This is a genomic window from Streptomyces sodiiphilus (genome assembly GCF_039529215.1).
Classification (GTDB): domain Bacteria; phylum Actinomycetota; class Actinomycetes; order Streptomycetales; family Streptomycetaceae; genus Streptomyces; species Streptomyces sodiiphilus.
This window is the reverse complement of sequence record NZ_BAAAMJ010000020.1, coordinates 95,064-118,349: the sequence shown is the minus strand read 5'-3', so window position 1 is coordinate 118,349 and position 23,286 is coordinate 95,064. Positions and strand designations below refer to the sequence as shown.

The window sequence follows — 23,286 nt, the reverse complement described above, 5'->3', positions numbered from 1 at the left end:
CCCACACCCAACAAACCACCACGCTCCCCCGCCACCAGCAAATCAATGCTCTCCACGGTGTCTTTTTCTGCCCTTTTCGAAAATGCATCCAGAAAAGACAGGAAGCGGTCCCGATGACCGCGCAACGACTCCCTGGAGTACAAGTCCGGGTTGGCTTCGAAATCAAATATCCAGCCGTTTTCGCCACCCTCGTCACACAGAAAGACAGAGAGGTCCCGAATTGGGCCATAATTGTGGTGACGCATCGTTGTTTCGTGCTCCCCGAAAGTTATCGGGGCACTGAACGGCATGACGTTGAGTGAAACAGTGGAAAGATGTTGACCGTCCCCGACCAGGTTGAGATCGCGTCGCAGTTGGTCGTAGGGGTAGCGCTGGTGGGACAGCAGTTCCCCGAGTCGAGTGTTCACCTGCTCCATGAGTTCGGACTTGGTGATCCCCCGCGGCAGGGACACGCGCAGGGGAAGCACGTTGCAGACCATGCCGGGCGTGTTCCGGGGCGCTTCGCCGCGCCGCGTGGTGACCTGGAACCCAATGGTCAGGTCCTGCGTGCCGGTCATGCGGGAGAGGAACGCGGCCAGGGCGGAAGTGACGGCGACCCAGGTCCACCGGGCTCCCCGCCCGGGGTACGTCAAGCGGTCCACGCCGCTTTGCGGGAAGGGCGCGCTCTCACGAATGGCCGGTGCGACGCCCGCCGTCCCGCGGTCCGTGGTGCTCAGCCTGACCGGATCCGGGCGCTGCTCGAACAGCTTGGTCCAGTAGTCCCGGTCAGCGGCGAACTGATCGGACTCCCGGTACTCCAGGTCGGCGGCGACCAGGCCCGCCAGCCGGCCGAGCGCGGTACTCGGGTCCGGCGAGCCACCCCGGACCAGGGCATCGTAGTGGGCTGCCACGCGCCGCTCGAAGAACCAGGCCGCATAGCCGTCGGAGAGAATGTGATGGAACCGGCGGTACCACCGGTAGGCGTTCTCGCCCAGCTTGACGAGGGCGTTGTCGTACAGCCGGTCCCCTGCCAGAACCATCGGCGTCGCCCATTGTCCGGCGACCCACTCCCGCGCCGCCCGTTCCGGATCCGCGGCGTCGGAGAAGTCTGCGCACCGCAACGGCGCCCGGCTGGGCGGCACCAGCCGCTGCCAGGGACCTTCCGGCCCTTCGCCGAAACGCACGTCGAAAGTCCCGCATTCGCGGCCGGCCCGGTCGAGCGCGGCAAGAAAGGCATCGGAATCCACGGCACCGTGGATGTCAAGGTACTTGGTGATGTCGTATTCCCGGGTTTCCGGGTGGACCTGCTGGTGCACCCAGATACCCAGCTGGCCCGATGTCAGAGGAAGCCGCCCGGAGAAATCTACGCTGTCCATTATGAGCCCTTGCCTGCCCTTCCGCTTCATGCACCCAGGTCCAGTGCGACAGCTCACATTGAAGTGAGAAACTCTCGACTTGACTGCACCACAAACTTCCATCCGCGAAACAGTTCGGCCAGGTAATTTCACCGGCAAGAAACCCTGGGGGCGAAGTTGCCGACGAACTGCCTGTCGAGCCGGGGAGGGCCTCTGCTGGGCTGCCGTCCGCCCAATGCCCGTGCCCGCCCGCAGCGGCAACTAAGCTGCCGTCAGCCTTGCCTGGATATTGTCGCGACGGTGCCCGCATCATCGAAACGCTTGGTGGAACTGCTTGGCAGATGTATCTGCCTGGAACCGGGAGACGAATGTGCTGACGGAAGAACCCACACCGGGCGGCTATCTGCTGATGGACTGGAACGAGAGCCCACTCGGCCCGCCGCCCGCCGCAGTCGAGCGCGTCATCGCTGCGGCAGGTCAGCTGCATCGCTATCCCCGCGGGCTGATGACCGAGGTCACCGAGCTGGCCGCGGCACACCTCGGGGTCACCCCGGAACACATCCTGCTGACCGCGGGTGTGGACGAGGCTATCGACATCACACTTTCCCTCGCCGAACGTGCCTGGGGAGTGGAGCCGGGATTCGATGGCTATGTGGAACGGGCGGCGGCGAACAACAGACCGTTCCGTGGGATACCACTCGACGCGGACTGGCAGCCCGCGGTCGACAAGGTCGACGCGGGCGCAGGAGACATCGTCTACCTGGCCCAGCCTGACAATCCCACCGGGATGCTGTACGACATCGACTGGATCCGCCGGGTCCGCGAGACCGCCGAGTACCTGTTCCTCGACGAGACCTACCACGAGTTCTCCACCCGGCCCAGCGTCCTCCCAGCGGCTGCGGACTCAGCGGGGCTACTGGTCTACCGGAGCTTTGCCAAGGCCATGGGGCTGGCGGGCATCCGCGTGGGCTGTCTGGTGGCCGAGCCGGCTCTCATCGCCCGGCTCAGCCCCTTCCGGCGCTTCATGCCCATCGACGCCGTCAGCCTGCACGCCGCTGCTGGGTTGCTCTCGAGCCCCAGCTTCATCACCCGGCTGAAGGATCACGTCCTCACCGCACGTCCGCTGCTCGCCGCCGCCCTGCGCGAGAGCGGCCTCTTCGCAGAAGTGCGCGACACCGAGGCGAACTTCGTGATGGCAGAGCCGATGCCCGGGACCGGGGAGCACGTGCTTGCCGCACTGGCGTCAGAGCGCATCCTCGTCAAGGAGTGTCGCGGTCTCGGCCTCCCCGGCTGGCTCCGAATCAGTGTCGGAACTCTCGCCGACCAGGACCGGCTCGCCGCCTGCCTCGCCACGGTGTCACCGACTCACGCCCAGCGGCCCGGCAGCGCCTGAACTGCCGCCTGCCCCGACGACACCCGCCTGTCTGTATCCACACCCCATATCCAGGGAGCGTTAATCAGTGAGGCTGACCCGCGATTTCCAGCGACGTCTGATCGACAACATCCAGCCCATCCGGAACTTCTTCCTCGCCCAGGCGCTGCACCACGCCCTCGACCTCGGTGTTCTGGAGACCCTCAAGGACAGCCCGGGAACCGACGTGGATGCCCTGGCTACCGCGCGGGAACTCGACGCGGAGCGGCTGATCGGGCTGCTCCTCTTCCTGCAGAACGAGGGCTACGTCGTCGAGGAGGACGGATGGCGCCTCACTTCCAAGGGCTCCGAGGTACTGGTCTTCGCCCCCTGGTACGAGATGCTGGTCGGTGGGTACGCACCGACCATGCAGCAACTCGGCGACGTCATGCGGCCCGGCGCCGGCTGGGCCACTCGTGACACCACCCGTGTCGGCTCGGGCAGTTGCGGCATCGGCCGTTACGACTCCTTGCCCATCGTCCACTCCCTCCTCGAATCCGCGGATACCGGAATCGACACCTTGATCGACCTTGGCTGCGGTGACGCCGGTTTCCTCATGGACGTCATGGAGCCGCGACCGGAACTGCAGGGCATCGGCGTCGAACCGAACCCGGGTTCCATCGACGTCGCCACGTCGCGCCGCACCAAGAGGGGGATGGACGACCGGTTGAAGCTGTTCCAGGGAGCCGCGGCCGATGTGGCGAAGCTGGAACTTCCCGACGCGGGCCGAGGCTCCTGCTTCATGACCGCCTTCGTTCTCCAGGAGATGCTGGAGCAGGAAGGGGAAGAGGCCGTGGAGAGCATGCTCCGGGACACCTTCACCACCTACCCTGAGGCCCGCTGGCTCGTGGTGGAGATGGACTACCGGCCGGACGACCCGATCATGGGGCACGGCCTTGCTCTGGGCTTCTACAACCCCTACTTCCTCATCCACGCCGCGACGGAACAGCGGCTCCAGAACCGCGAGTGGTGGGACGCCATGTTCCGGCGTGCGGGCCTGACCACACGCGGCTTTGCCGTACCCGACAGCCGTGTGGACACCACCGGCCTTCAATACGGTGTTCTCCTGGCCCGCGCCTGATCTCGGCAGCTGCCGGCCGGCTCGGCCCCGCGCGGATTCACACGCGGGGCCGACCCTCCCCCGTACCACTCTGTTCCTCCAGGAGTTCCGCCTTGGTACTGACAGTCTGGAGCCCCCGGGCCCGCGACAGCCTCCTGCGCCGGCTCACCCCCTCCTGCGACCTACGCTGCCGGACGCGAGCGCATGCAACATGACATCCGAGCCGACCTCGACTCCCGGCTCGCCTGGCTGCGCGAAGCGGCGTCCGGCGCCGTCGGCTGTTTCGCCACGTACTGGTGCCGCGGCTGCTGCGCGGCCTGGCGACGGTCATGACATCGGTTCTGACACAAGCGGTCAGGAGGCACCCGCCGACGGCCCGTGCCCTGCGCACCGCTGACGGCCGCAGCGTCAGTTATGGCGAACTTCTCCGGCTGACCTCCGTCATGGCCGACGGCCTCGCGGAGCGCGGGGTCACGGCAGGTCGGACAGTGGCCTTCATCCTCCGCAACAGCGTCGAACATGTCGCCGCGATCCTCGCTGTGGCTGATCTCGGCGCCCGGTACGTGCCGCTGCTCAACGCCTTCGACGATGCCGGTATCTCCCGGGCCCTGGCCCGGACGGAGACCGTGCTCCTGATCACCGACGGTCATCGCGAGGTGAGAGGCCGGCCCGGGCTCCCCCTCGTGCGGGTGTCCGAGCTCTCCCGCTCCACCGCCGCCCCACCCGCACCTGCCGGCGCTCCGCATCAGGGCGTTTTCCGTCTCCTGTGGTCCTCGGGCTCCCCCGGCTTTCCCAAGGTCATCGCCTGGCGGCAGGACGCCTTCCTGTCCGAACGGCTTCGCTGGCTGGCGAACACTGCTATCACCTCCTCCGACGTCTTCTTCTGCCGCCATCCTCTTGATGTCACCGCCGCCACCGACCTGCACATGTTCCCCGCGTTGCTCTGTGGTGGCGAGTTGGTACTCGCCGACCCGGCGGCATCGCCCGTGAAGCTGCTTCACCAGTTGGCCGGCTCCAGGGCCACCGTCATGAGCGCGCTGCCGCACCACTACGCGGAACTGGTACGTGCCAGGCAGCAGCCCCGGCCGGTGACGGGGTCTGTGGTGGAGCTGTCCCGACTCCGGCTGCCCTTGTGCCCGGGCGCCTCCCTGAGTCCTCGGCTGGTCCGTGACGCCAGGCGAATCCTTGGCATCCACATCCGCCGGATCCACGGCCCCACCGCATACGGCCTGGCGTTGAGCGAGGTACGAGGACGGTAGTCGTCGAACTGTCCCCGGAACGACGAGATCCCGTCCGAATCAGACCGGACGGGATCTCGTCAACCGTTCACACCTGGTTTCGTGAACGGCCCTGCTGTGGACCTGAGGGGATTTGAACCCCTGACCCCCTCGTTGCGAACGAGATGCGCTACCAGGCTGCGCTACAGGCCCTTGCTTGCGACGTGGAAACTCTAGCACCCCGGGAGCGGCGGACCGAAATCCGCGCCCCCGGGGCCGGGTCACTCGCCGGCGGCCCGCGGGCGGTCCTCGTCGGCGTACTGGTCGAACAGCGGGGTGCGCTGCGGGCCGCCCCGGGAGGGGCGGGGCCGGTCGGGCCCGGGAGCGGCCGGGGCCGGGGCCGGAGCGGGGGCCGCGGTGGAGCGGGCCGCGCTCCAGGTGTCGGGGGACTCCAGGTCGACGCCGCGGTTGTGGCGCGGGGCCACCGGGGCGTTGACGTAGGTCGGCAGCGGCACGGGGGCCGGGTCCCAGCTGTCCGGCTCCTCCTCCAAGGAGGGTGCGCCCGGGTGCTGCTGGTCGACCCACTCGGCGTGGTCGGTCTGCTCGACGATCACCCGGCGGTCCTGCTCGGCGGGCGTCGGCTCCGGGGCCGCGGCGGCCGGAACCGGGGCGACGGCCGCCCCGGGCGCGGTCTGCCGCCGGGGCGCGGGGGCGTCGTCATGGACGGCGGCCGGGGCGGGGGCGGAGTGGCCCGGGTGCTCGGCGCGGTCCGGATGGGCGCGCAGCCGGCGGCTGCGCTCGCGGAGGTGGCCCGCGGCCTCCTCGGCGCGGCGCTGGTCCATGGTGAAGGCGTACCGGCGGCGCTCCTGGCGGCGCAGGTGCACGATGTAGGCGCTGAGCAGCAGGGCGGGGATCGCGGGGACCCACAGGTAGTTGCCGTCCGCCACCACGGCGAACATCCCGCCCAGCGCGAAGGCCAGGAAGAGGACCATCGTGGTGCGGCGGCGCCGGGCGAGGACCTGGGCGCGCGGGCTGGGTGGCCGGGGCACCTCGTGCTCCATGGTGACCGGCTCGGCGAAGGCCCGCAGGTCGGGCACGGCGGGCACGGCCGCGCCCGCCTCCGTTCCGGGCTCGGCTGTCCCGCCCGCCTCCTCGGCGGCGCGCTTGCGCCGCTCGGTGTCGCGGGCGTACCGGCGCTCCATCGCGGCCCGCCCCGACAGCAGCCGGATGGCGGTACTGAAGCGCTCGGTGGGACGGGCTTCGTTCAGCTCGTCCTGCCTGCGCAGCCACATCGGCACGAGATAGGCGGCCCAGGCCCCGACGATCATTGCGAAGATAAGGCCACTGCTGCTCACGCTCACACGGTAGAGGGGTTTGAGCGAGTCCATCTGCCAAATTACGCGGTGTGTCGCACAATCTGGTTCACACGTCGGGCATTTCTTCGCCAAACGGCTTTCAGCCCAGAGAATAAATCGAACGTATTTCTTATTTTTGTGGCTCGCGGTGTCTGAGCCAACGCGTCATCAGACCCTGCGGGATCTCCTCCGCGGTGAGGGCGAAGACGAGGTGGTCGCGCCAGTCGCCGTCGATGTGGAGGTAGCGGGGACGCACGCCCTCCTCGCGGAAGCCGAGCTTCTCCACCACACGGCGGCTGGGCAGGTTCTCGGGCCGGATGCAGATCTCGATGCGGTGCAGCCCCAGTGTGCGGAAGCAGTGGTCGACGGTCAGCGCGACAGCCGTGGGCATCACTCCCCGGCCCGCCACGTCCCGGTCGATCCAGTAGCCGATGTGCGCCGAGCACATCGACCCCCAGGTGATGCCCGCGACCGTCAGCTGGCCGACGAGTTCCCCCCGCCAGGTGATGACGAACGGCAGCATCCGCCCGGCCTCGGCCTCGTTGCGCAGGTGACGGATCATCTGCCGGTAGGTGGGGCGGCGGGGCGCGTAGTGGCCCGGCGGCGGGGGCGGGATGGTCGCCTCCCAGGGGCGCAGCCACTCCCGGTTGCGCCGGTTGATCTCCCGCCAGGGCCGCTGGTCGCGCATCCGGATGGGCCGCAGCAGCACGTCCCCGTGCTCCAGCTCGACGGGCCAGTGGTACGCGCTCACCGGGGACTTCGCTCGTGCCGGTGGCCGGAGGGCGCGCCGGCGTCCTGCCGCGCGTCCGTACCGGGCCGGGGGTGGTCGCCGCCGCGGATCTGGTCGACCGCGTGGCGCAGCAGCGGTTCGAGGACGGCCAGGCCGTCGCGCACGCCCCCGGCCGAGCCGGGCAGGTTGACGATCAGGGTGCCCCCGGCGACCCCGGCGACGCCCCGGGACAGGGCGGCGGTGGGCACCTTGCCGAGCCCGGCGGCGCGGATCGCCTCCGAAATGCCGGGCACCTCGAAGTCCAGGACCCGCCGGGTCATCTCGGGGGTCCGGTCGGTCGGGGAGATACCGGTGCCGCCGGTGGTGAGGACGACGTCGTAGCCGGCCTCGACGGCCGCGCGCAGCGCCGCCTCGACCGGTTCTCCGTCGGGCACGACCTGCGGGCCCTCGGCGTCGAAGCTCATCGCGGTGAGGGCGGCGGTGAGCAGCGGTCCTCCGGTGTCCTCGTAGACGCCGGCGGCGGCGCGGTTGGAGGCGGTGATCGCCAGTGCTCGGTAGGTGGTCATTCCTCGCGGCTCCAGTCCCCGGACTTCCCGCCCGTCTTCTCCTCGACCCGGACGTCGGTGATGGCCGCCGCCTTGTCGACTGCCTTGACCATGTCGACGACGGTCAGCGCCGCCACCGTGACGGCGGTCAGCGCCTCCATCTCGACGCCGGTGCGGCCGGTGGTGCGGACCGTCGCGGTGATCTCCACGGCGTCGTCGGCGACGGCCAGATCCAGTGTCACCCCGGAGATGTCCAGCGGGTGGCACAGCGGGATCAGGTCGGGGGTGCGCTTCGCGCCCATGATGCCGGCGAGCCGGGCGGCGGCCAGCGCGTCGCCCTTGGGCACGCCCTCGCCGCGCAGCAGCCGGATCACCTCGGGGGCGACCAGGACGCGGCCGGTGGCGCGGGCGGTGCGGGCGGTGACGTCCTTGCCGGACACGTCGACCATCCGGGCGGCCCCGGAGGCATCGAGATGCGTCAGATGCGGGCTGCTCATGGGGAGCAACGGTACCCGGCGGCGGGCCGCTCAGGTCAGCAGCACCACGTCGAGCTCGGCGCCCGGGGAGACGGAGGTGACGTCCTCGGGGATCTCGATCAGGGCGTCGGCGCGGGCGAGTGCGCCCAGCAGGTGGGAGCCCGGTCCGCCCAGCGGCGTGACGGTGCCGGTGGTCTCCCCGGGCGGCGGCGGGGTGTGGGCGCCGCGCAGGTACTGGCGCTTGCCGGCCGGTGAGGGAAGGTCGCGGTCGCTGTCGAGCCGGGCCCGGGCGCGGGGGCGGTGGATGCCGGCGTGGCCGGCCATGGCGCGCAGGGCGGGGCGGACGAACAGTTCGAAGGATACGTAGGAGCTGACGGGGTTGCCGGGCAGTGCCAGGAGCGGGGTGCGGTCGGCGCCGACCAGGCCGAAGCCCTGCGGTTTGCCCGGCTGCATGGCCAGCCGCCGGAACTCCACGCCGCCGACGGTGTCGTCCAGGCCGGTGAGCGCCTCCTTGACGACGTCGTAGGCACCGACGCTGACGCCGCCGCTGGTGAGGACGAGGTCGGCCCGGATGAGCTGGTCCTCCAGCGTGGCGCGGAGGGTGGCGGCGTCGTCGGCGACGGTGGCGACGCGGTAGGGGACGCCGCCGGCGGCGCGGACGGCGGCGGTGAGGGCGAAGCTGTTGGAGTCGTGGATCTGTCCGGGGCCGAGCGCCTCCCCGGGCTGGGCCAGTTCACTGCCGGTGGAGAGCACCACGACGCGGGGGCGGGGGCGGACGGGGACGGTGGCGCGGCCGATGGCGGCGAGCAGCCCGATGTGGGACGGGCCGAGCACGGTGCCGGCGCGCAGCGCGAGGGTGCCGGCGGCCAGGTCGCTGCCGCGGTCGCGGACGTGCTGGCGGGGACGGGCGGGGCGGTGGACGCGGACCTCGCCGCCGAGGGCCTGGGGTGCGCTGCTGTGCGGGGCCATGGCGGCGGCGGGCCCGGCGCCGGTTCCGCCGTCGGTCCATTCGACGGGGACGACGGCCTCGGCTCCGGGCGGCAGGGGCGCGCCGGTCATGATGCGGGCTGCCTGGCCCGGGCCGACGGCGGGCAGTTCGCCGGCGCCGGCGGCGATGTCGCCGACGACGGTGAGGACGGCCGGGTACTCCTCGCTCGCGCCCTCGATGTCGGTGGTGCGGACGGCGTAGCCGTCCATGGAGCTGTTGTCGAAGGGCGGCAGCGCCACGGGGGCGGTGACGTCCTCGGTGAGGACGCAGTCCTGGGCGTCGAGGAGCTGGAGCTCGATGGGGTCGAGCGGGCCGACGGCCTTGAGGATGTCGGCGAGGTGCTCGTCGACGGTCCAGATGTCGCTCACGGCCGGTTCCCTTCCGCGGCGGGGGCGGGCGCGGTGCCGGCGGTTCCTGTGAGGCCGGGGGTGTCGGCGGGGTCGGTGGACAGGGCGGGCATCTCCTCGGCGACGAAGTGCCTCAGCCATGCGCGGAAGCCGGGCCCGAGGTCCTCGCGTTCGCAGGCGAGGCGGACGATGGCGCGCAGGTAGTCACCGCGGTCGCCGGTGTCGTAGCGGCGGCCCTTGAAGACGACGCCGTGCACGGGGCCCGCGATGGAGGGGTCGGCGGCCAGGGTCTGGAGGGCGTCGGTGAGCTGGATCTCGCCGCCGCGTCCGGGGTCGGTGGTGCGCAGCACGTCGAAGATCGCCGGGTCCAGGACGTAGCGGCCGATGACGGCGTAGTTGCTGGGGGCGTCGGCCGGGTCGGGCTTCTCGACCAGGCCGGTGACGCGCAGCACGCCGTCGTCGTCGGCGGGCTCCACGGCGGCGCAGCCGTAGAGGTGGATCTGGGCGGGATCGACCTCCATGAGGGCGATGACGCTGCCGCCGTGCAGCGTCTGGGCCTCGGTCATGAGGGTGAGCAGCGGGTCGCGGGGGTCGATCAGGTCGTCGCCGAGGAGGACGGCGAATGGCTGGTCACCGACGTGCGGCGCGGCGCACAGCACGGCGTGGCCCAGGCCGCGGGGGTCGCCCTGGCGGACGTAGTGCATGGTGGCCAGGGCGGTGGAGGCCTGGACGCGGGAGAGCCGCTCGGTGTCGCCCTTGAGGCGGAGGGCCTCTTCCAGTTCCAGGTTGCGGTCGAAGTGGTCCTCCAGCGGGCGCTTGTTGCGTCCGGTGATCATGAGGACGTCGGTGAGTCCGGCGCTGGTGGCCTCCTCGACGACGTACTGGATGGCCGGCTGGTCGACGACCGGCAGCATTTCCTTGGGAGTGGCCTTGGTCGCGGGCAGAAATCGCGTGCCGAGCCCGGCAGCGGGAATGACAGCCTTGCTGATCCGGGGGCGTGGAGACCTCATGCCGATCACTTTATCCGCCTGTAGTGCCGAGACAGTGGATGTTCGTGGCGTGCGTCACCATGTGGCCTGATTAGAGTGGATAGCCAGGAGAACCGGAAGGAGCCGACAGCGGCTGTGGACGACGACGACATCCGGATAGAGAAACGCCGGCTCAGGAGGGACCTGCTCGCGGTGCGGGCGGCGATGGCCGACGACGAGCTGCGGCAGGCGGCCGACGCGCTGGCCGAGCACACCCTGACGCTGCCCGAGCTGGCCGCCGCGCGCACGGTCGCGGCGTATGTGTCGGTGGGCCACGAGCCCGGGACGGGCCCGCTGCTGGAGGCCCTGCGGGAGCGCGGGGTGCGGGTCATCCTGCCGGTGCTGCTGCCGGACGACGACCTGGACTGGGGCCCGTACGAGGGCGGCGGCGGCCTGGTGGAGGCCGATCCGCAGGCCCGGGTCCCGCTGCTGGAGCCGTCCGGCGGGCGGCTGGGCCCTCAGGCGGTGGCCGGGGCGGACGTGGTCCTGATGCCGGGCCTGGCGGTGGACCGCCGCGGGGTGCGGATGGGGCGCGGCGGCGGCTCGTACGACCGGGCGCTGGCCCGGCTGTCGGCGTCCGGCGCGAGCCCGGCGCTGCTGGTGCTGCTGTACGGGCACGAGGTGGTGGAGGAGCTTCCGGAGGAGCCGCACGACCACCCGGTGCACGCCGCGGTCACGCCCGACGGGGTACACCGCTTCCCCGGCTGATTCCCCGGCCGGCTCCCGGGCCCGGGANCGGCCGCCCGGTGGCGGCCGGGCTCCGGGCCGGGCCTCAGGGGGTGAGCGTCAGGGTGTCGGTGGTGGCCTCCTGCACGGCCTCCTCGCCGAACACCCAGGGCAGGAATTCGCCGGTGGCCCACAGCTCGGTCTGGTCGGTGTAGTTCGGGTGGTAGGCGTGTCCCGAGGCGCCGGCCAGGTTGATCCAGTGGGACTCGTCGAAGTCGGCGAGGTTGACCACCATGCGCATGGACGGCACCCAGGTGACGTCGTAGCCGCCGGCGGCGTTCCAGCCGGTGGCGTCGACGGCGTCCTTGCCGCCGCCCAGGTTCCACGGGCCGCGGTTGAGCAGGTGGCGGACCGGGCCGGGGCCCTCGGCCCCCAGGGTCTGGTTGGTGAGTTCCAGCTGGTGCAGGCGGCCCCAGCTCCAGGTGCCGATGTCCTTGCCGAGCTTGGCGGTCAGCTCCCAGCGGGCGTCCTTCATGGCGCGGGCCAGCAGCTCGTCACGGTCGGTGGCGCCGGGCTCGTGGCGGGTGCCGGCGGTCTTCCACCAGTCGTTCTCCGGGTCGTCCAGCAGGCCGCGGACCACCTCGAACCAGCGGTCGCCGCCGTCGGGCTGGGCGCTGCTGGGCGAGCGCTGCCCGCACTCGCGGACCAGCCGGGTGTTGCCGGTCAGGTCCTCCGGCGGCGCGGTGTCGTCAGCGGGCGGCACCCGCAGGCACTGGCCCTCGACCCGCAGTTCCTTGGGCAGCTTGTTGCCGAAGGAGAGCTGGAGCAGGTTGCGCCAGACGGCGTTGTAGTAGGCGGCGGCCGCGGAGTCCGCGTCCTGGGTGTAGTCCCAGCCCTCGAGGAGTTCCTGCGCCTCGGCGATGTACGGGTCGGAGATGTCGATCCGCAGCAGGTGGGGCACCAGGATCTTGGCCATCTCGTTGCTGTTGTCCATCTGGATGTCGCGCATGTCCCCGGTGGAGATCTTGCCGCCGTCCTTGATCTTCGACTGGATCAGGTCGTCGATGCGCTGGCTGCGGGTGCCGTAGCTCCAGTCGTCGGTCAGCGCGTGGGGGTAGATCTCCGGGTCGATCACGGCCTGGTTGGCGGTGACGATGTAGCCGCGCTCGGGGTTGTACTCCCAGGGCAGTTCCTCGTGGGGTATGTAGCCCTGCCAGTCGTAGGCGGAGTCCCAGCCGGGTGCCGGGTAGCGGCCGTCGCCCTCGCCGCGGACGGGGATGCGGCCGGGGGCCTGGTAGCCGATGTTGCCCTCGGTGTCGGCGTACAGGAGGTTCTGGGAGGGGACGGCGAAGTCGCGGGCGGCCTCGCGGAACTCGTCGAAGTCCGAGGCCGTGTTGATGCTGAAGACGGCGTCCATGGTGCTGGAGGGCTCCAGCGCGGTCCAGCGCAGCGAGAGGGCGTAGCCGTTGCCGCGGTCGGGGGCCGGGCCGTCTATGGGGGCGCTGCCGCCGACGGCGGCGATCTCCTTGTGCCGGTCGGAGACGATCGGGCCGTTGGCGGTGGACCGGACGGTGATCTCGCGGGCCTCGCCGCCGGCGACCTCGATGGTCTCCTTGCGGGTCTCGTAGGGCACGTACTCGTCGTCGCGCAGGTAGCCGCCGTCCTGGAGCTTCTCCAGGTACAGGTCGCTGACGTCGGCGCCGAGGTTGGTGAAGCCCCAGGCGATGTCCTGGTTGTGGCCGATGACGACGCCGGGCATGCCGGAGAAGGTGAAGCCGGAGACGGCGAACGGGCACTGCTCGGAGACCTCGTTGCAGTGCAGGCCCATCTGGTACCAGATGGACGGCAGGCTGGGGGCCAGGTGCGGGTCGTTGGCCAGCAGCGGTGCGCCGGTGGTGGTGTAGTCGCCGGAGACCGCCCAGGAGTTGGAGCCGATGCCGCTGCCGTTGGGCCCGAGCAGGGCCGGGATCTCGTCCAGGGTGCGGGAGAGCGCGGCGAGCTGGGTGGTGACGCCCTCGCCGGCCTCCTCCAGGTCCGCCACCGACAGGCCGGTGGTGTCGCCGCCGGGGGTGAACGCCTGGTCGCCTTCCTCCATGCCGCCCTCGGAGACGATCGGCCGGTTCCGGTCGAAGGGGTAGGGCGGGTAGAGGTCGTCGATCTGCTCCTGGTCCAGGCGGGAGGCCAGCAGCGAGCGGTCGATCTCGTCGCGGATGTTGGCGCGCAGGTCCCAGGCCATGGCCTTGAGCCAGGCCACGGAGTCCACCGGGTCCCACTCCTGGGGCCGGTAGTCGTTGACGAAGCCGAGGGCCGCGTACTCGACGGACAGCTCGGCGCCGTCGTGCCCGGCGAGGTAGGCGTTCACCCCGTCGGCGTAGTCCTGCAGGTAGCCGCGGGTCTCCTCGGACAGCTCGTTGTCGTACTCCTCCTGGGCGATGCCCCGCCAGTTCAGGGTGCGCAGGAAGGCGTCCGTCTCGACCTGGGACTCGCCGAACATCTCGGAGAGCCGGCCCGCGGTGGTGTGGCGGCGGACGTCCATCTCCCAGAAGCGGTCCTGAGCGTGCACGTAGCCCTGGGCCCGGAAGAGGTCGGAGGCGCTGTCGGCGTAGAGCTGCGGGATGCCGTGCGCGTCGCGCTTGACGGTCACCGGGCCGGACAGGCCCTCCAGCGCGATCTCGCCGGTGACCTGCGGGTAGGACGCCCGCACGGTGCCGACGCTCCAGAAGGCTCCGTAGCCGACCCCGGCCACGAGCATCAGGACGAACGCGATCACGATCACGCGAGCGCGTCGCGGGGGCTTCTTGGCGGGCATCGCGGTCCTTCACAAGCCAGGCGGGCGGACGTGAGCAACCTTAGACATACGCCCGGTGGGGTGATGCGCGGGGAGCGGTCCAGCCCGGGCCGGACGATCTCCGCAATGGTAATTTTCACGTAAAGAGCACGTCCGGTCCGTCACGCACACCAGCTGCAAGGGGCACGTACTTCGCTCGTTCCCCTCGGTGCCCGGTGCCGCCGACCGCTCCGCCGTCCGCCCGCCCGAGGAGGGATTCGCCCCCTGACTGTCGACCGCCTCAACGAATTGCTGCTCTTCTCCGCCCTGGTCCTGCTGATCGCCGTGGCGGCCGTCCGGCTGTCCTCCCGCAGCGGCCTGCCCAGCCTGCTGCTCTACCTCGGCATCGGCATCGCCCTCGGACAGGACGGCCTCGGCATCCCCTTCGACGACGCCGAGCTCACCCAGGTCCTCGGCTACACCGCCCTCATCATCATCCTCGCGGAGGGCGGGCTCACCACACGCTGGTCCGACATCCGCCCCGCGGTGCCCTCGGCCGCGGTGCTCGCCACCGCGGGCGTGGGCATCAGCGTGGCCGTCACCGCCTCGGCGGCGCACTATCTGATCGGGCTCGACTGGCAACTGGCACTGCTGATGGGGGCGGTGGTCTCGTCCACCGACGCCGCGGCGGTGTTCTCGGTGCTGCGCCGGGTGCGGCTGCCCAAACGGCTCAGCGGCGTGCTGGAGGCAGAATCCGGCTTCAACGACCCGCCCGTCATCATCCTGGTCGTCACCTTCGCGACGCTGGACACCGTGGGCCCCTGGTATGTGATCTCCGGCCAGATCGCCCTCCAGCTGGCCATCGGCCTGGCCGTGGGCCTCGCCGTCGGCAAGATCGGCGAATTCGGACTGCGCCAGGTCGCACTGCCCGCCGCCGGCCTCTACCCCATCGCCGTGCTCACCCTCACCGTGCTGGCCTACGCCTGCGGTTCGATGCTCCAGGGCAGCGGCTTCCTGGCCGTCTATGTCGCCGCGCTGGTGCTCGGCAACGCCCGGCTGCCGCACCGGCCCGCCACCCGCGGCTTCGCCGAGGCCCTGGCCTGGGTCGCCCAGATCGGCCTGTTCGTGCTGCTGGGCATGCTGGTCACCCCGCACCTGCTGTGGCCGGACGTGCTGCCGGCCGTCGTCATCGGGCTGGCACTGTCCCTGGTGGCCCGGCCGCTGTCGGTGGTGCTGTGCACGCTGCCGTTCCGGATGCCCTGGCGGGAACAGGCACTGGTCAGCTGGGCCGGGCTGCGAGGCGCCGTGCCGATCGTGCTGGCCACCATCCCGATGGTCAACGAGGTGGACGGCAGTGACCGGATCTTCAACATGGTCTTCGTGCTCGTCGTGGTCTTCACCCTGCTGCAGGGGCCGACCCTGCCCTGGCTGACCCGGATACTGGGCCTGCATTCGCGCGACGAGTCGGCCATGGAGATCGACATCGAGTCCGCGCCGCTGGACCGGCTGCGCGGCCACCTGCTGTCCGTCAGCATCCCGCAGAGTTCGCGGATGCACGGCGTGGAGGTGGCCGAGCTGCGGCTGCCACAGGCGTCCTCGGTGGTCCTGGTGGTGCGGGAAGGGACCAGTTTCGTCCCCGAACCGACCACCGCCCTGCGGCGCGGCGACGAACTCCTGGTGGTGGCGACCGACCCGGTGCGGGACGCGGTGGAGCGCCGGCTGCTGTCCGTGGGGCGCGGCGGCAAGCTGGCCGGGTGGCTGCGTGGCGGGGGCGGCAGCACCGCGTACCGGGCCCCGGGACGGAAGTGAGCAGGACCGGCCGCGGCGCACATCACCGTCGCGGCCGGTGGACTTCCGGCCGGGGAATGTTGCACGATGGAGCGTCGTTAGCACTCACCAGCGAAGAGTGCCAGGAGGATCACGTGCCGACGTACCAGTACCAATGCACCGCCTGCCAGGAGGGCCTGGAAGTGGTGCAGAAGTTCACCGATGACGCGCTCACCGAGTGCCCGAGCTGCGCGGGGCGCCTGAAGAAGGTGTTCTCCGCCGTCGGCATCGTCTTCAAGGGCTCCGGCTTCTACCGCAACGACAGCCGCAACGCCTCCTCCGGCAGCAGCCCCGCCTCGGGCGGCTCCGCGGACAAGAAGGCGGAGAAGAAGACCGCCGAGAAGACGTCCGCGGGCGGCTCCGACTCCGCCAAGAGCGGCTCCGGCACGTCGTCCTCCTCCACGAGCACCGCCGCCGCCCCCGCCGCATGACGGCGGCCGACGGCAGCGACGGGCGGGCCGGGATCGGCGTCATCGGCGGCTCCGGGTTCTACTCGTTCCTGGACGACGTGACGGAGATCACCGTCGACACCCCCTACGGCCCGCCCAGCGACTCGCTCTTCCTCGGGGAGATCGCCGGCCGCAAGGTCGCCTTCCTTCCCCGGCACGGCCGCGACCACCGTCTGCCGCCGCACCGGATCAACTACCGGGCCAACCTGTGGGCCCTGCGCTCGGCCGGCGTCCGCCAGGTGCTCGGCCCCTGCGCGGTCGGCGGACTGCGCCCGGAGTACGGCCCCGGCACGCTGCTCGTTCCCGACCAGCTGGTGGACCGCACCAAGGGCCGGGAGCAGAGCTTCTACGACGGCGAGCCGCGCCCCGACGGCGTGACCTCGAAGGTCGTGCACATGACGTTCGCCGACCCCTACTGCCCCACCGGGCGCGCGGTGGCGCTGGCCACCGCCCGCAAGCAGGGCTGGGAGCCGGTCGACGGCGGCACCATGTGCGTCATCGAGGGCCCGAGGTTCTCCACCCGCGCCGAGTCCCGCTGGCACGCCGCGCAGGGCTGGTCGGTGGTCGGCATGACCGGGCACCCCGAAGCGGTGCTCGCCCGCGAGCTGGAGCTGTGCTTCACCTCCCTGGCCCTGGTCACTGACCTCGACGCCGGGGCGGAGACCGGCGAGGGCGTCTCGCACGCCGAGGTCCTGGAGGTCTTCGGACAGAACATCGGCAGGCTGCGCGAGGTGCTCTTCGACGTGGTCGCCGGCCTGCCGCAAGAACGCGACTGCCTGTGTGCCGGGGCGCTGCTCGGCCAGGAGACGGGCGTCGAGCTGCCGGAGTAGGGCGACATCCGGCGGCAGACCTCCCGGGACTCCTGAAACTCCCGGGACGCTTGTGGCCCGCGCGGGTGACCGCGTCCTCCACAGCCGCCGGGTTGTCCACAGGGCCCGGCGGCCCGTGCGGCTCCACCGGCAAGCTGACCGGCATGGATACCTCAGCCGTGCCCGGCCCCCTCGCGGCCCCCGCCGCGCACCCCGCTGCCCCGCCGTCCTCCCTCCCGCCCGCGCCGCACCCGGTACCCCCCTTTCCTCCGGTGCCTCCCGGCGGGCGGCGGCGGGCGCTCGGGCGGCTGCGCCGGACGGCACGCCGGGCGCGGCTGCCCGCCGTCGCCGCGCTGACCGCCGCGGCCACCGCTCTGGCCGTGCAGCAACCGCGCGACCCCGCGGCCGGAGGGGCCGTTCCGGGCCCGGAGTCCGCCCCCGGCGCCTCCCCCGCCGCCGGTGAACGACCCGCCGCCTCCGTCCCCCGGGAGCCCCGGCTGCTGGCCGCTCCGGTACGGATCGCGGACCCGGAAGCGGCCCGCCTGCTGTCACCCGGGGATCACGTCGATGTCCTGGCCGGACCCGCGGGCGAGCGGGACGCGGCACGGGTGATCGCCACGCGGGTGCCGGTGGCCGAGGTCCCCGCGCCGGAGCAGGACTCCCCGGCGGGCTGCGCCGGCGAAGGCGCCCTTGTGGTGCTGAGCGTCCCCCGGTCCACGGCTGCCGCGCTGGCCGGAGCGGCGGCGGCCGGGCCGCTCTCGGTGGCCCGGTGGTGACCCGGCAGGCGCCCGGCGGCACGGCCGAGGCCGCGACGGGCCGTGTGAGGTCCTGCGCGCCGGTAAAGCCGCCGGACTGGACAACGGCCGTGCGTCCCGTGCAGCGTGTCCCGCCGGGGCCGCCCGCCTGCCGGCGGCGGCCGGGACAACGGCGGAAGGCACGAACGGGTGAGCGAGGACAGCCGGAGCGCGTGGGCGGGGTTCAAGGAATTCCTGATGCGCGGCAACGTGATCGAGCTGGCGGTCGCCGTGGTGGTCGGCGTGGCCTTCACCAACATCGTCAACTCGGTGGTGGAGGGCCTCATCAACCCCATGGTCGGCGCCTTCGGCTCCCAGGACCTGGACGCCTACCAGCTCTGCCTGCGCGGCCCCTGCGAGAGCGGCCCCGCCGGCGAGGTGATCTCCGGGATCCCGCTGCGCTGGGGCTCGGTGGCCAGCGCCTCGCTGACCTTCCTGATCACCGCCGCGGTGGTGTACTTCCTCATGGTGCTGCCCATGCAGCGCTACCGGGCCCGGCAGGAGGCCAAGGCCCCGGCGAAGGGCTCCCCCGCGCAGAAGACCGAGCTGGAGATTCTCACCGAGATCCGCGACGAGCTCATCGCCCGGCGCATCGGGCGGCCCACCGGAACGGAGGAACCGGCCGGCCGGGTGAGCGCGCAGCGGCCCGCTCCGGGCGGTGCGGCAGAAGGGCCGGACACGGCGGGGGACGCGAACCGGGCGTAACCGCGCGGCGGGGACGGCGCGGGTGCCCGGGGCTCCCGTCGGCGGCCGGCGCGGCGTCGGCCGTCAGATGTGGTGCGGGGGCTTCTCGCTCAGAAAGCGTGCGAGCTCGGCGGCGCTCGCGCCGCCCGCCGGGTCACCCCAGCCTTCGTCGGAGTCGTCGCGGGACCGCCCGGCCAGCGGGTCCTCGAAAACGAGGGCCGCCAGGCCGAGGTCCGTCCCCTCCGGCCGCTCGGCGGGGCGGGAGGAGGCGGGGTCGGGCTGCCGGGTGCTCATGGCTCCAGCGTACGGGCGGGCGGTCCGCATCTCGGCGGTCAGGGCGTCGTGCCACCAGCGGTCCCGTCCCGGGTTCCAGGAGACGGGACCGGGGCGGTGGGAGACCACCAGCACCGAGTGCACCTGTGGGCAGTGCCGCAGCTCCCGGTCCAGTGCCGTCTTCAGGCCATACGCCCGGCCGTCCACGACACAGTTGTCAGCGGTGATGACCACCCGCGCCCCGCCGCTGCCGATCCGGGAGCGGACACACCCGGGCTCCGCACCGACCGGGAGCGTCTGCCGGACGGCGCCGAGCTGCACGCATGCCAGGGTCACGACCACGGACTCCAGGCACATCGGCAACAGCACGGCGACCGGGTCGCCGGGGCCGACGCCGAGCCGGGTCAGTGCCTCACCGGCCAGGTCACCGCGGTTGAGGAGCTGCTTGTGGGAGAGCACATCGTCCGGGCCCGAGCCGCGGGCCCCGGGGACGTCACGTTCGTCTGCCGCCATGAACGGCAGCATGAAGGAACGGTGTTGACGTCGGATAAACAGCGGCTGGACGCCTGCGCGGCTGCGCGGAGCGTGATACGCCTGATCGTATGAGTTACAGCTACGTGACGACAAGCCCCGTCGTCCCCGGCCCGCGGGACGCGTTGACGGATGTGGCCGGACTGCGGGTGGGCCATGCCCAGCGGACCGGTGACGGATGGCTCACGGGCACGACCGTGGTACTCACCCCGCCGGACGGGGCGGTGGCGGCGGTCGATGTGCGCGGCGGCGGCCCGGGCACCCGGGAGACCGATGTGCTCGACCCCCGGAATCTGGTGGAGCGGATCGACGCGGTGGTGCTGACCGGCGGCAGTTCCTTCGGGCTGGCCGCCGCCACCGGGGTGGCGGAGTGGCTGGAGGACCAGGGGCGCGGATTCCGGGTCGGCCCCGGCCCCGGGCAAGTGGTGCCGGTGGTTCCGGCAGCGGTGCTGTTCGACCTGGGCCGCGGCGGCGACTGGCGGGCGCGCCCGGACGCCGCCATGGGGCGCAGGGCCGCGGAGGCCGCGGGGGCGGCAGGGCCGGGCGCGGCGGTCGCCGAGGGCAGCACCGGCGCCGGGACGGGCGCGGTGGCAGGCACGATCAAGGGCGGGGTCGGCACCGCCAGCACGGTCCTGCCCTCGGGGATCACGGTGGCGGCGCTGACCGTCGTCAACGCCGCCGGCTCCGTCGTCGACCCGGCGACCGGTGTGCTGTACGGAGATCCCCCGGGCACTCCGGTGCGCTCGCCGGCGGCGCTGGCCGAGGCCGGGCAGCGGCTGGCCGCGGCGGTGGCGGAGTCGGCACGCCGTTCGGCGACCGCGCTCCAGCCGCCGCTGAACACCACCCTTGCGGTGGTCGCCACCGACGCCGTGCTCACCCCGGCGCAGGCCCAGAAGCTGGCGGGCACCTCCCACGACGGCCTGGCCCGCGCGGTGCGACCGGTGCACCTGATGACGGACGGGGACACGGTGTTCACGCTGGCCACCGGGCAGAAGCCGCTGCCCGCCCCGGAAGGACGCGCGGCCTCCACCCTGGAGACGGCGCTGGGCCTGAACGAGCTGCTGGGGGCCGGCGCGGAGGTGCTGACCCGCGCGGTGGTGAAGGCCGTACGGGCGGCGTCCGGCGCCGAGACCCCCGGCGGGGTCTTCCCGTCCTACCGGGATCTCTACGGGGACGACTCCTGACCCCGGCGAGTGCGGCCGGTCTCCCGGGGGCCCGGCTCCGGCTCCGGACAGGCCGCAGCCCCGGTGCCCAGCGGGCTCCGGGGCTGCGCCGCGGCTCGTTCCCCGCCGCTCACGCGGCGGCGTCGAAGCCCGTGTCGCCGGCCATCTTCTTCAGTTCCGTCAGTGCGTGCTTCTCGATCTGCCGGATGCGCTCCCGGGTCAGGCCGTGCTGCTTGCCGACCTCGGTGAGAGTGCGCTCCCGGCCGTCCTCGATGCCGTACCGGGCACGGATGATCGATGCGGTGCGGCCGTCCAGACGGCCGATGAGGTCCTCCAGGCCCTCCCTGCGCATCATCACCATGACCGACTGCTCCGGCGAGGCCGCCGAGGTGTCCTCCAGCAGGTCACCGAACTGGGTCTCGCCCTCGTCGTCGACGGACATGTTGAGGCTCACCGGGTCCCGGGCCCAGTCCAGGACGTCCTGGACGCGCTCGGGGGTGGAGCCCAGTTCGGCCGCCACCTCGCCCGGCTCCGGCTCCCGGCCGTGCTCGCGGTTGAACTCCCGCTGCACGCGCCGGATCCTGCCCAGCTCCTCCACGAGGTGGACGGGCAGCCGGATGGTGCGGGACTGGTCGGCTATGGACCGCGTGATGGCCTGACGGATCCACCACGTGGCGTAGGTCGAGAACTTGAAGCCCTTGGAGTAGTCGAACTTCTCCACCGCCCGCACCAGGCCGGCGTTGCCCTCCTGGATGAGGTCCAGCAGCGGCAGCCCGCTGCGCGGGTAGCGCCTCGCGACGGCCACGACCAGCCGCAGGTTGGAGCGGATGAAGATGTCCTTGGCGCGCTCGCCCTGGGCGACGAGCGTCTGGAGTTCCTCGCGACTGGCCTGTGCGGCAGCGCCGCCCGGCTCCGGTTCCTCCTCGCCGTCGAGGATGCGCTGCGCGTACAGTCCGGCTTCTATCGCGAGGGAGAGTTCGACTTCCTTGGCCGCGTCCAGCAGCGGGGTGCGGGCGATCTCGTCGAGATACATCCCCACCAGGTCGCGCTCGGTGGCGTCGGTGCCCGCGGTGGACCGGACTGCGCCCGTGGCCTCGGCACCCTCACTGGTGTCGTGACGCCGGGCGACGGCACGGGTTGCCATACGTGCTCCCTTGCAAGTGACGGATCGACTCTTCCGATCGACCCTGCTTCCCGGATCGGGGCTCGGAACGCCTCCCTGCGCCCCCTCCGTAACGGATCAACGACGGGATTCCGGACAGAATTCCCAAGCGGCACATCTTTTTCCGGTGATGCAGTATCCTGCCCGGCCACCGTCGGTGGATGGCGCGAACGCCCGGTGCGCAACGGGCTGCTTGTTCACCGCTCCGCATCGCGCCCTCACCCCTGTACGCCGTTCGGGTGCCCTCTCCCCCGCAGACGAACCACGTCGCCGTTCGGTTGCGCTCACCCGGTTGCCGTCTCCGGCAGGGCAACCGGAGAAGCCGCGCCGCAGGCTGTATCCGGCAGTGCTGTCACCGGGGTCCGCCGCGGCGGGTGTGAGGAGAGCGTGAGGACGATGCCGCACATACCCAGCCGCCGGGGTCAGCTCGCCCTCGGCGGATCACTGCTTCTCATCCTGGGTACAGCGCCCGGAACCACCACCGCCCTTCCCGGACTCACCGCCCCTTTCCCCGGTCGGCCCCCCGCGGCCTGCGCCCCGGCCGGGGACGAGCTGCTGACCGAGTCCATACCGACCTCGCCCGACTTCGCCCGGGCCGAGGGCACCGTCTCCGCCCTGACGCTCTTCATCGACTTCCCCGGCGCCGAGGCCTCCATCAGCACCCGGGAGCGCTTCGCGGAGTTCTTCCCGGCGACCACCGAGTACTTCGCCGCGAGCTCGTACGGCAGGCTGGACTACCGGCCCGCCCCCCTGCACCGCTGGCTGCGGATGTCCCAGCCGTTCGAGGCGTACGGCATAGAGCGCGGCGCGTCCTGGCACCCGGACGACGAGCAGGGCTACAACCGCCTGCTGCGGGACATAGCCGCCGCCGTCGGCGACGAGGTGGACTTCGCCGGGCACGACCTGGTCAACGTGCTGGCCGTGCCGGACGCCGGGCCGCCCGCCACCGAGAAGGTGCTGTCGGTCTCGTTCCCGGGCCGCGACCTGGCCCCGGCCGCGGGCGGCCACCTGCGCAATGTCAGCTTCATCTGGAGCCGCCAGCCCGGCGACAGCCCCCACCGGGTGCTGGCCCACGAGAACGGGCATTCCTTCGGCCTGCCGGACCTGTACTGGACGGGCAGTGGGCAGGCCCCCCTGCTGGCGGGGCACTGGGATCTCATGGAGCAGGTGTGGGGGCCCAGCAACGACTTCATGGCCTGGCACAAGTGGAAGCTGGGCTGGCTCGACCCCGGGCAGGTGGAGTGCGTCCAGGGCTCCGGCACCACCGAGCACCTCATCGCACCGCTCGGCGAGCCCGGCGGCACCAAGCTGGTCGTGGTCCGCACCGGGCCGCACGAGGTGCTGACCCTGGAGGTGCGGACCGCGGGCGGGCTGGACGGGCTGGTGTGCCGCCCCGGCGTCCTGATCGCCCGGGTCCGCGCCGACCTGCCCAGCGGAGAGGGGCCGGTGCGGGTCTCGGACGCGACCCCCGGCAGCGACGGCTGCCAGGACGTCCCCGATCCGCAGGTGACCGCCGAACTGACCGACGCCCCCTACCTGCCCGGTGAGACCTTCCGCGACGCCCGCGCCGGCGTGCGCGCCGAGGTGCTCGACGCCGACGGGCACGGGCGGCACCGGGTGCGCGTCACCCGCCGATGACCGCCGCCGCCCCGTCTCCCCGGCACCTTCCC

The 23,286-nt window shown here is 71.9% G+C and carries 21 protein-coding genes, 1 tRNA gene and 1 pseudogene; 12 read left to right on the top strand and 11 right to left on the bottom strand.

Annotated features, from left to right (window positions below; translation table 11 throughout):
- Nucleotides 1-1,355: condensation domain-containing protein (locus tag ABD299_RS11655; protein ID WP_344261220.1), on the bottom strand; the 1,355-nt coding region annotated here is incomplete at its 3' end.
- A 349-nt stretch (nt 1,356-1,704) separates the two neighbouring features.
- Between ABD299_RS11655 and ABD299_RS11650 the strand changes: the two genes are divergently transcribed.
- The 4 genes from ABD299_RS11650 (at nt 1,705) to ABD299_RS11635 (ending at nt 5,064) form a co-directional block, all read left to right on the top strand.
- Nucleotides 1,705-2,727: a pyridoxal phosphate-dependent aminotransferase gene (locus tag ABD299_RS11650; RefSeq protein ID WP_344261218.1), complete on the top strand. Its 1,023-nt coding sequence runs from the start codon at nt 1,705-1,707 to the stop codon at nt 2,725-2,727.
- A 67-nt stretch (nt 2,728-2,794) separates the two neighbouring features.
- The gene (locus ABD299_RS11645) at nt 2,795-3,826 is read left to right on the top strand and encodes a 2-ketoarginine methyltransferase (RefSeq protein WP_344261216.1); all 1,032 of its coding nucleotides are present in this window, start codon (nt 2,795-2,797) and stop codon (nt 3,824-3,826) included.
- Between the two features lie 183 nt (nt 3,827-4,009).
- Nucleotides 4,010-4,138: a hypothetical protein gene (locus tag ABD299_RS11640; RefSeq protein WP_344261215.1), complete on the top strand. Its 129-nt coding sequence runs from the start codon at nt 4,010-4,012 to the stop codon at nt 4,136-4,138.
- Entirely contained in the window at nt 4,135-5,064 is a 930-nt protein-coding gene (locus ABD299_RS11635) for an AMP-binding protein (RefSeq protein WP_344261213.1), read from the top strand. The genes ABD299_RS11640 and ABD299_RS11635 overlap by 4 nt, the downstream gene beginning before the upstream one ends.
- Before the next feature lie 97 nt (nt 5,065-5,161).
- Here the strand turns inward: ABD299_RS11635 and ABD299_RS11630 are convergent.
- From ABD299_RS11630 to ABD299_RS11600, 7 genes and pseudogenes are all read right to left on the bottom strand, one after another.
- Nucleotides 5,162-5,235, bottom strand: a tRNA-Ala gene (locus ABD299_RS11630).
- A 68-nt stretch (nt 5,236-5,303) separates the two neighbouring features.
- A complete protein-coding gene (sepX, locus tag ABD299_RS11625) occupies nt 5,304-6,377 on the bottom strand; it encodes a divisome protein SepX/GlpR (RefSeq protein ID WP_344261211.1) in 1,074 nt (357 codons plus the stop codon).
- A gap of 130 nt (nt 6,378-6,507) precedes the next feature.
- Entirely contained in the window at nt 6,508-7,128 is a 621-nt protein-coding gene (locus tag ABD299_RS11620) for a GNAT family N-acetyltransferase (RefSeq protein ID WP_344261209.1), read from the bottom strand.
- Nucleotides 7,125-7,673: a MogA/MoaB family molybdenum cofactor biosynthesis protein gene (locus ABD299_RS11615; protein WP_344261207.1), complete on the bottom strand. Its 549-nt coding sequence runs from the start codon at nt 7,671-7,673 to the stop codon at nt 7,125-7,127. The genes ABD299_RS11620 and ABD299_RS11615 overlap by 4 nt, the downstream gene beginning before the upstream one ends.
- The gene (moaC, locus tag ABD299_RS11610) at nt 7,670-8,149 is read right to left on the bottom strand and encodes a cyclic pyranopterin monophosphate synthase MoaC (protein WP_344261205.1); all 480 of its coding nucleotides are present in this window, start codon (nt 8,147-8,149) and stop codon (nt 7,670-7,672) included. Before moaC ends, ABD299_RS11615 begins: the two co-directional genes overlap by 4 nt.
- Before the next feature lie 30 nt (nt 8,150-8,179).
- Complete coding sequence (gene glp / locus ABD299_RS11605) at nt 8,180-9,484, bottom strand: molybdotransferase-like divisome protein Glp (RefSeq protein ID WP_344261203.1); 1,305 nt, start codon at nt 9,482-9,484, stop codon at nt 8,180-8,182.
- Nucleotides 9,485-9,573: 89 nt separating this feature from the next.
- Nucleotides 9,574-10,473, bottom strand: a pseudogene (locus ABD299_RS11600) (UTP--glucose-1-phosphate uridylyltransferase); the annotation flags it as partial.
- A 114-nt stretch (nt 10,474-10,587) separates the two neighbouring features.
- Here ABD299_RS11600 and ABD299_RS11595 point away from each other — a divergent pair.
- Nucleotides 10,588-11,199, top strand: coding sequence for a 5-formyltetrahydrofolate cyclo-ligase (locus ABD299_RS11595; RefSeq protein WP_344261201.1), 612 nt, complete (start codon nt 10,588-10,590; stop codon nt 11,197-11,199).
- 64 nt (nt 11,200-11,263) lie between these two features.
- Here the strand turns inward: ABD299_RS11595 and ABD299_RS11590 are convergent, their stop codons facing one another.
- Nucleotides 11,264-13,966 (bottom strand): penicillin acylase family protein, encoded by a 2,703-nt coding sequence (locus ABD299_RS11590; RefSeq protein ID WP_344261199.1) that lies wholly within the window; start codon nt 13,964-13,966, stop codon nt 11,264-11,266.
- A gap of 234 nt (nt 13,967-14,200) precedes the next feature.
- Between ABD299_RS11590 and ABD299_RS11585 the strand changes: the two genes are divergently transcribed.
- The 5 genes from ABD299_RS11585 (at nt 14,201) to ABD299_RS11565 (ending at nt 18,508) form a co-directional block, all read left to right on the top strand.
- On the top strand, nt 14,201-15,733 hold the full coding sequence (locus ABD299_RS11585) for a potassium/proton antiporter (RefSeq protein ID WP_344261239.1): 1,533 nt from the start codon (nt 14,201-14,203) through the stop codon (nt 15,731-15,733).
- 113 nt (nt 15,734-15,846) lie between these two features.
- A complete protein-coding gene (locus ABD299_RS11580) occupies nt 15,847-16,182 on the top strand; it encodes an FmdB family zinc ribbon protein (protein WP_344261197.1) in 336 nt (111 codons plus the stop codon).
- Nucleotides 16,179-17,030 (top strand): S-methyl-5'-thioadenosine phosphorylase, encoded by an 852-nt coding sequence (locus ABD299_RS11575; RefSeq protein WP_344261195.1) that lies wholly within the window; start codon nt 16,179-16,181, stop codon nt 17,028-17,030. Before ABD299_RS11580 ends, ABD299_RS11575 begins: the two co-directional genes overlap by 4 nt.
- Nucleotides 17,031-17,173: 143 nt before the next feature.
- Nucleotides 17,174-17,785, top strand: a complete 612-nt coding sequence (locus tag ABD299_RS11570) for an RcpC/CpaB family pilus assembly protein (protein ID WP_344261193.1) — start codon at nt 17,174-17,176, stop codon at nt 17,783-17,785.
- A gap of 216 nt (nt 17,786-18,001) precedes the next feature.
- Entirely contained in the window at nt 18,002-18,508 is a 507-nt protein-coding gene (locus ABD299_RS11565; RefSeq protein ID WP_425581313.1) for an MscL family protein, read from the top strand.
- A 63-nt stretch (nt 18,509-18,571) separates the two neighbouring features.
- On the opposite strand, the gene ABD299_RS11560 is transcribed toward ABD299_RS11565, so the two are convergent.
- Complete coding sequence (locus ABD299_RS11560; protein ID WP_344261189.1) at nt 18,572-19,273, bottom strand: AMP-binding protein; 702 nt, start codon at nt 19,271-19,273, stop codon at nt 18,572-18,574.
- An 89-nt stretch (nt 19,274-19,362) separates the two neighbouring features.
- On the opposite strand from ABD299_RS11560, the gene ABD299_RS11555 reads away from it, so the two are divergent.
- Nucleotides 19,363-20,475: a P1 family peptidase gene (locus ABD299_RS11555; RefSeq protein ID WP_344261187.1), complete on the top strand. Its 1,113-nt coding sequence runs from the start codon at nt 19,363-19,365 to the stop codon at nt 20,473-20,475.
- A 109-nt stretch (nt 20,476-20,584) separates the two neighbouring features.
- Here ABD299_RS11555 and ABD299_RS11550 read toward each other — a convergent pair whose 3' ends face one another.
- Nucleotides 20,585-21,598: a sigma-70 family RNA polymerase sigma factor gene (locus ABD299_RS11550; RefSeq protein ID WP_344261185.1), complete on the bottom strand. Its 1,014-nt coding sequence runs from the start codon at nt 21,596-21,598 to the stop codon at nt 20,585-20,587.
- 414 nt (nt 21,599-22,012) lie between these two features.
- On the opposite strand from ABD299_RS11550, the gene ABD299_RS11545 reads away from it, so the two are divergent.
- The gene (locus ABD299_RS11545; protein WP_344261183.1) at nt 22,013-23,254 is read left to right on the top strand and encodes a M6 family metalloprotease domain-containing protein; all 1,242 of its coding nucleotides are present in this window, start codon (nt 22,013-22,015) and stop codon (nt 23,252-23,254) included.
- Nucleotides 23,255-23,286 lie beyond the last annotated feature (32 nt).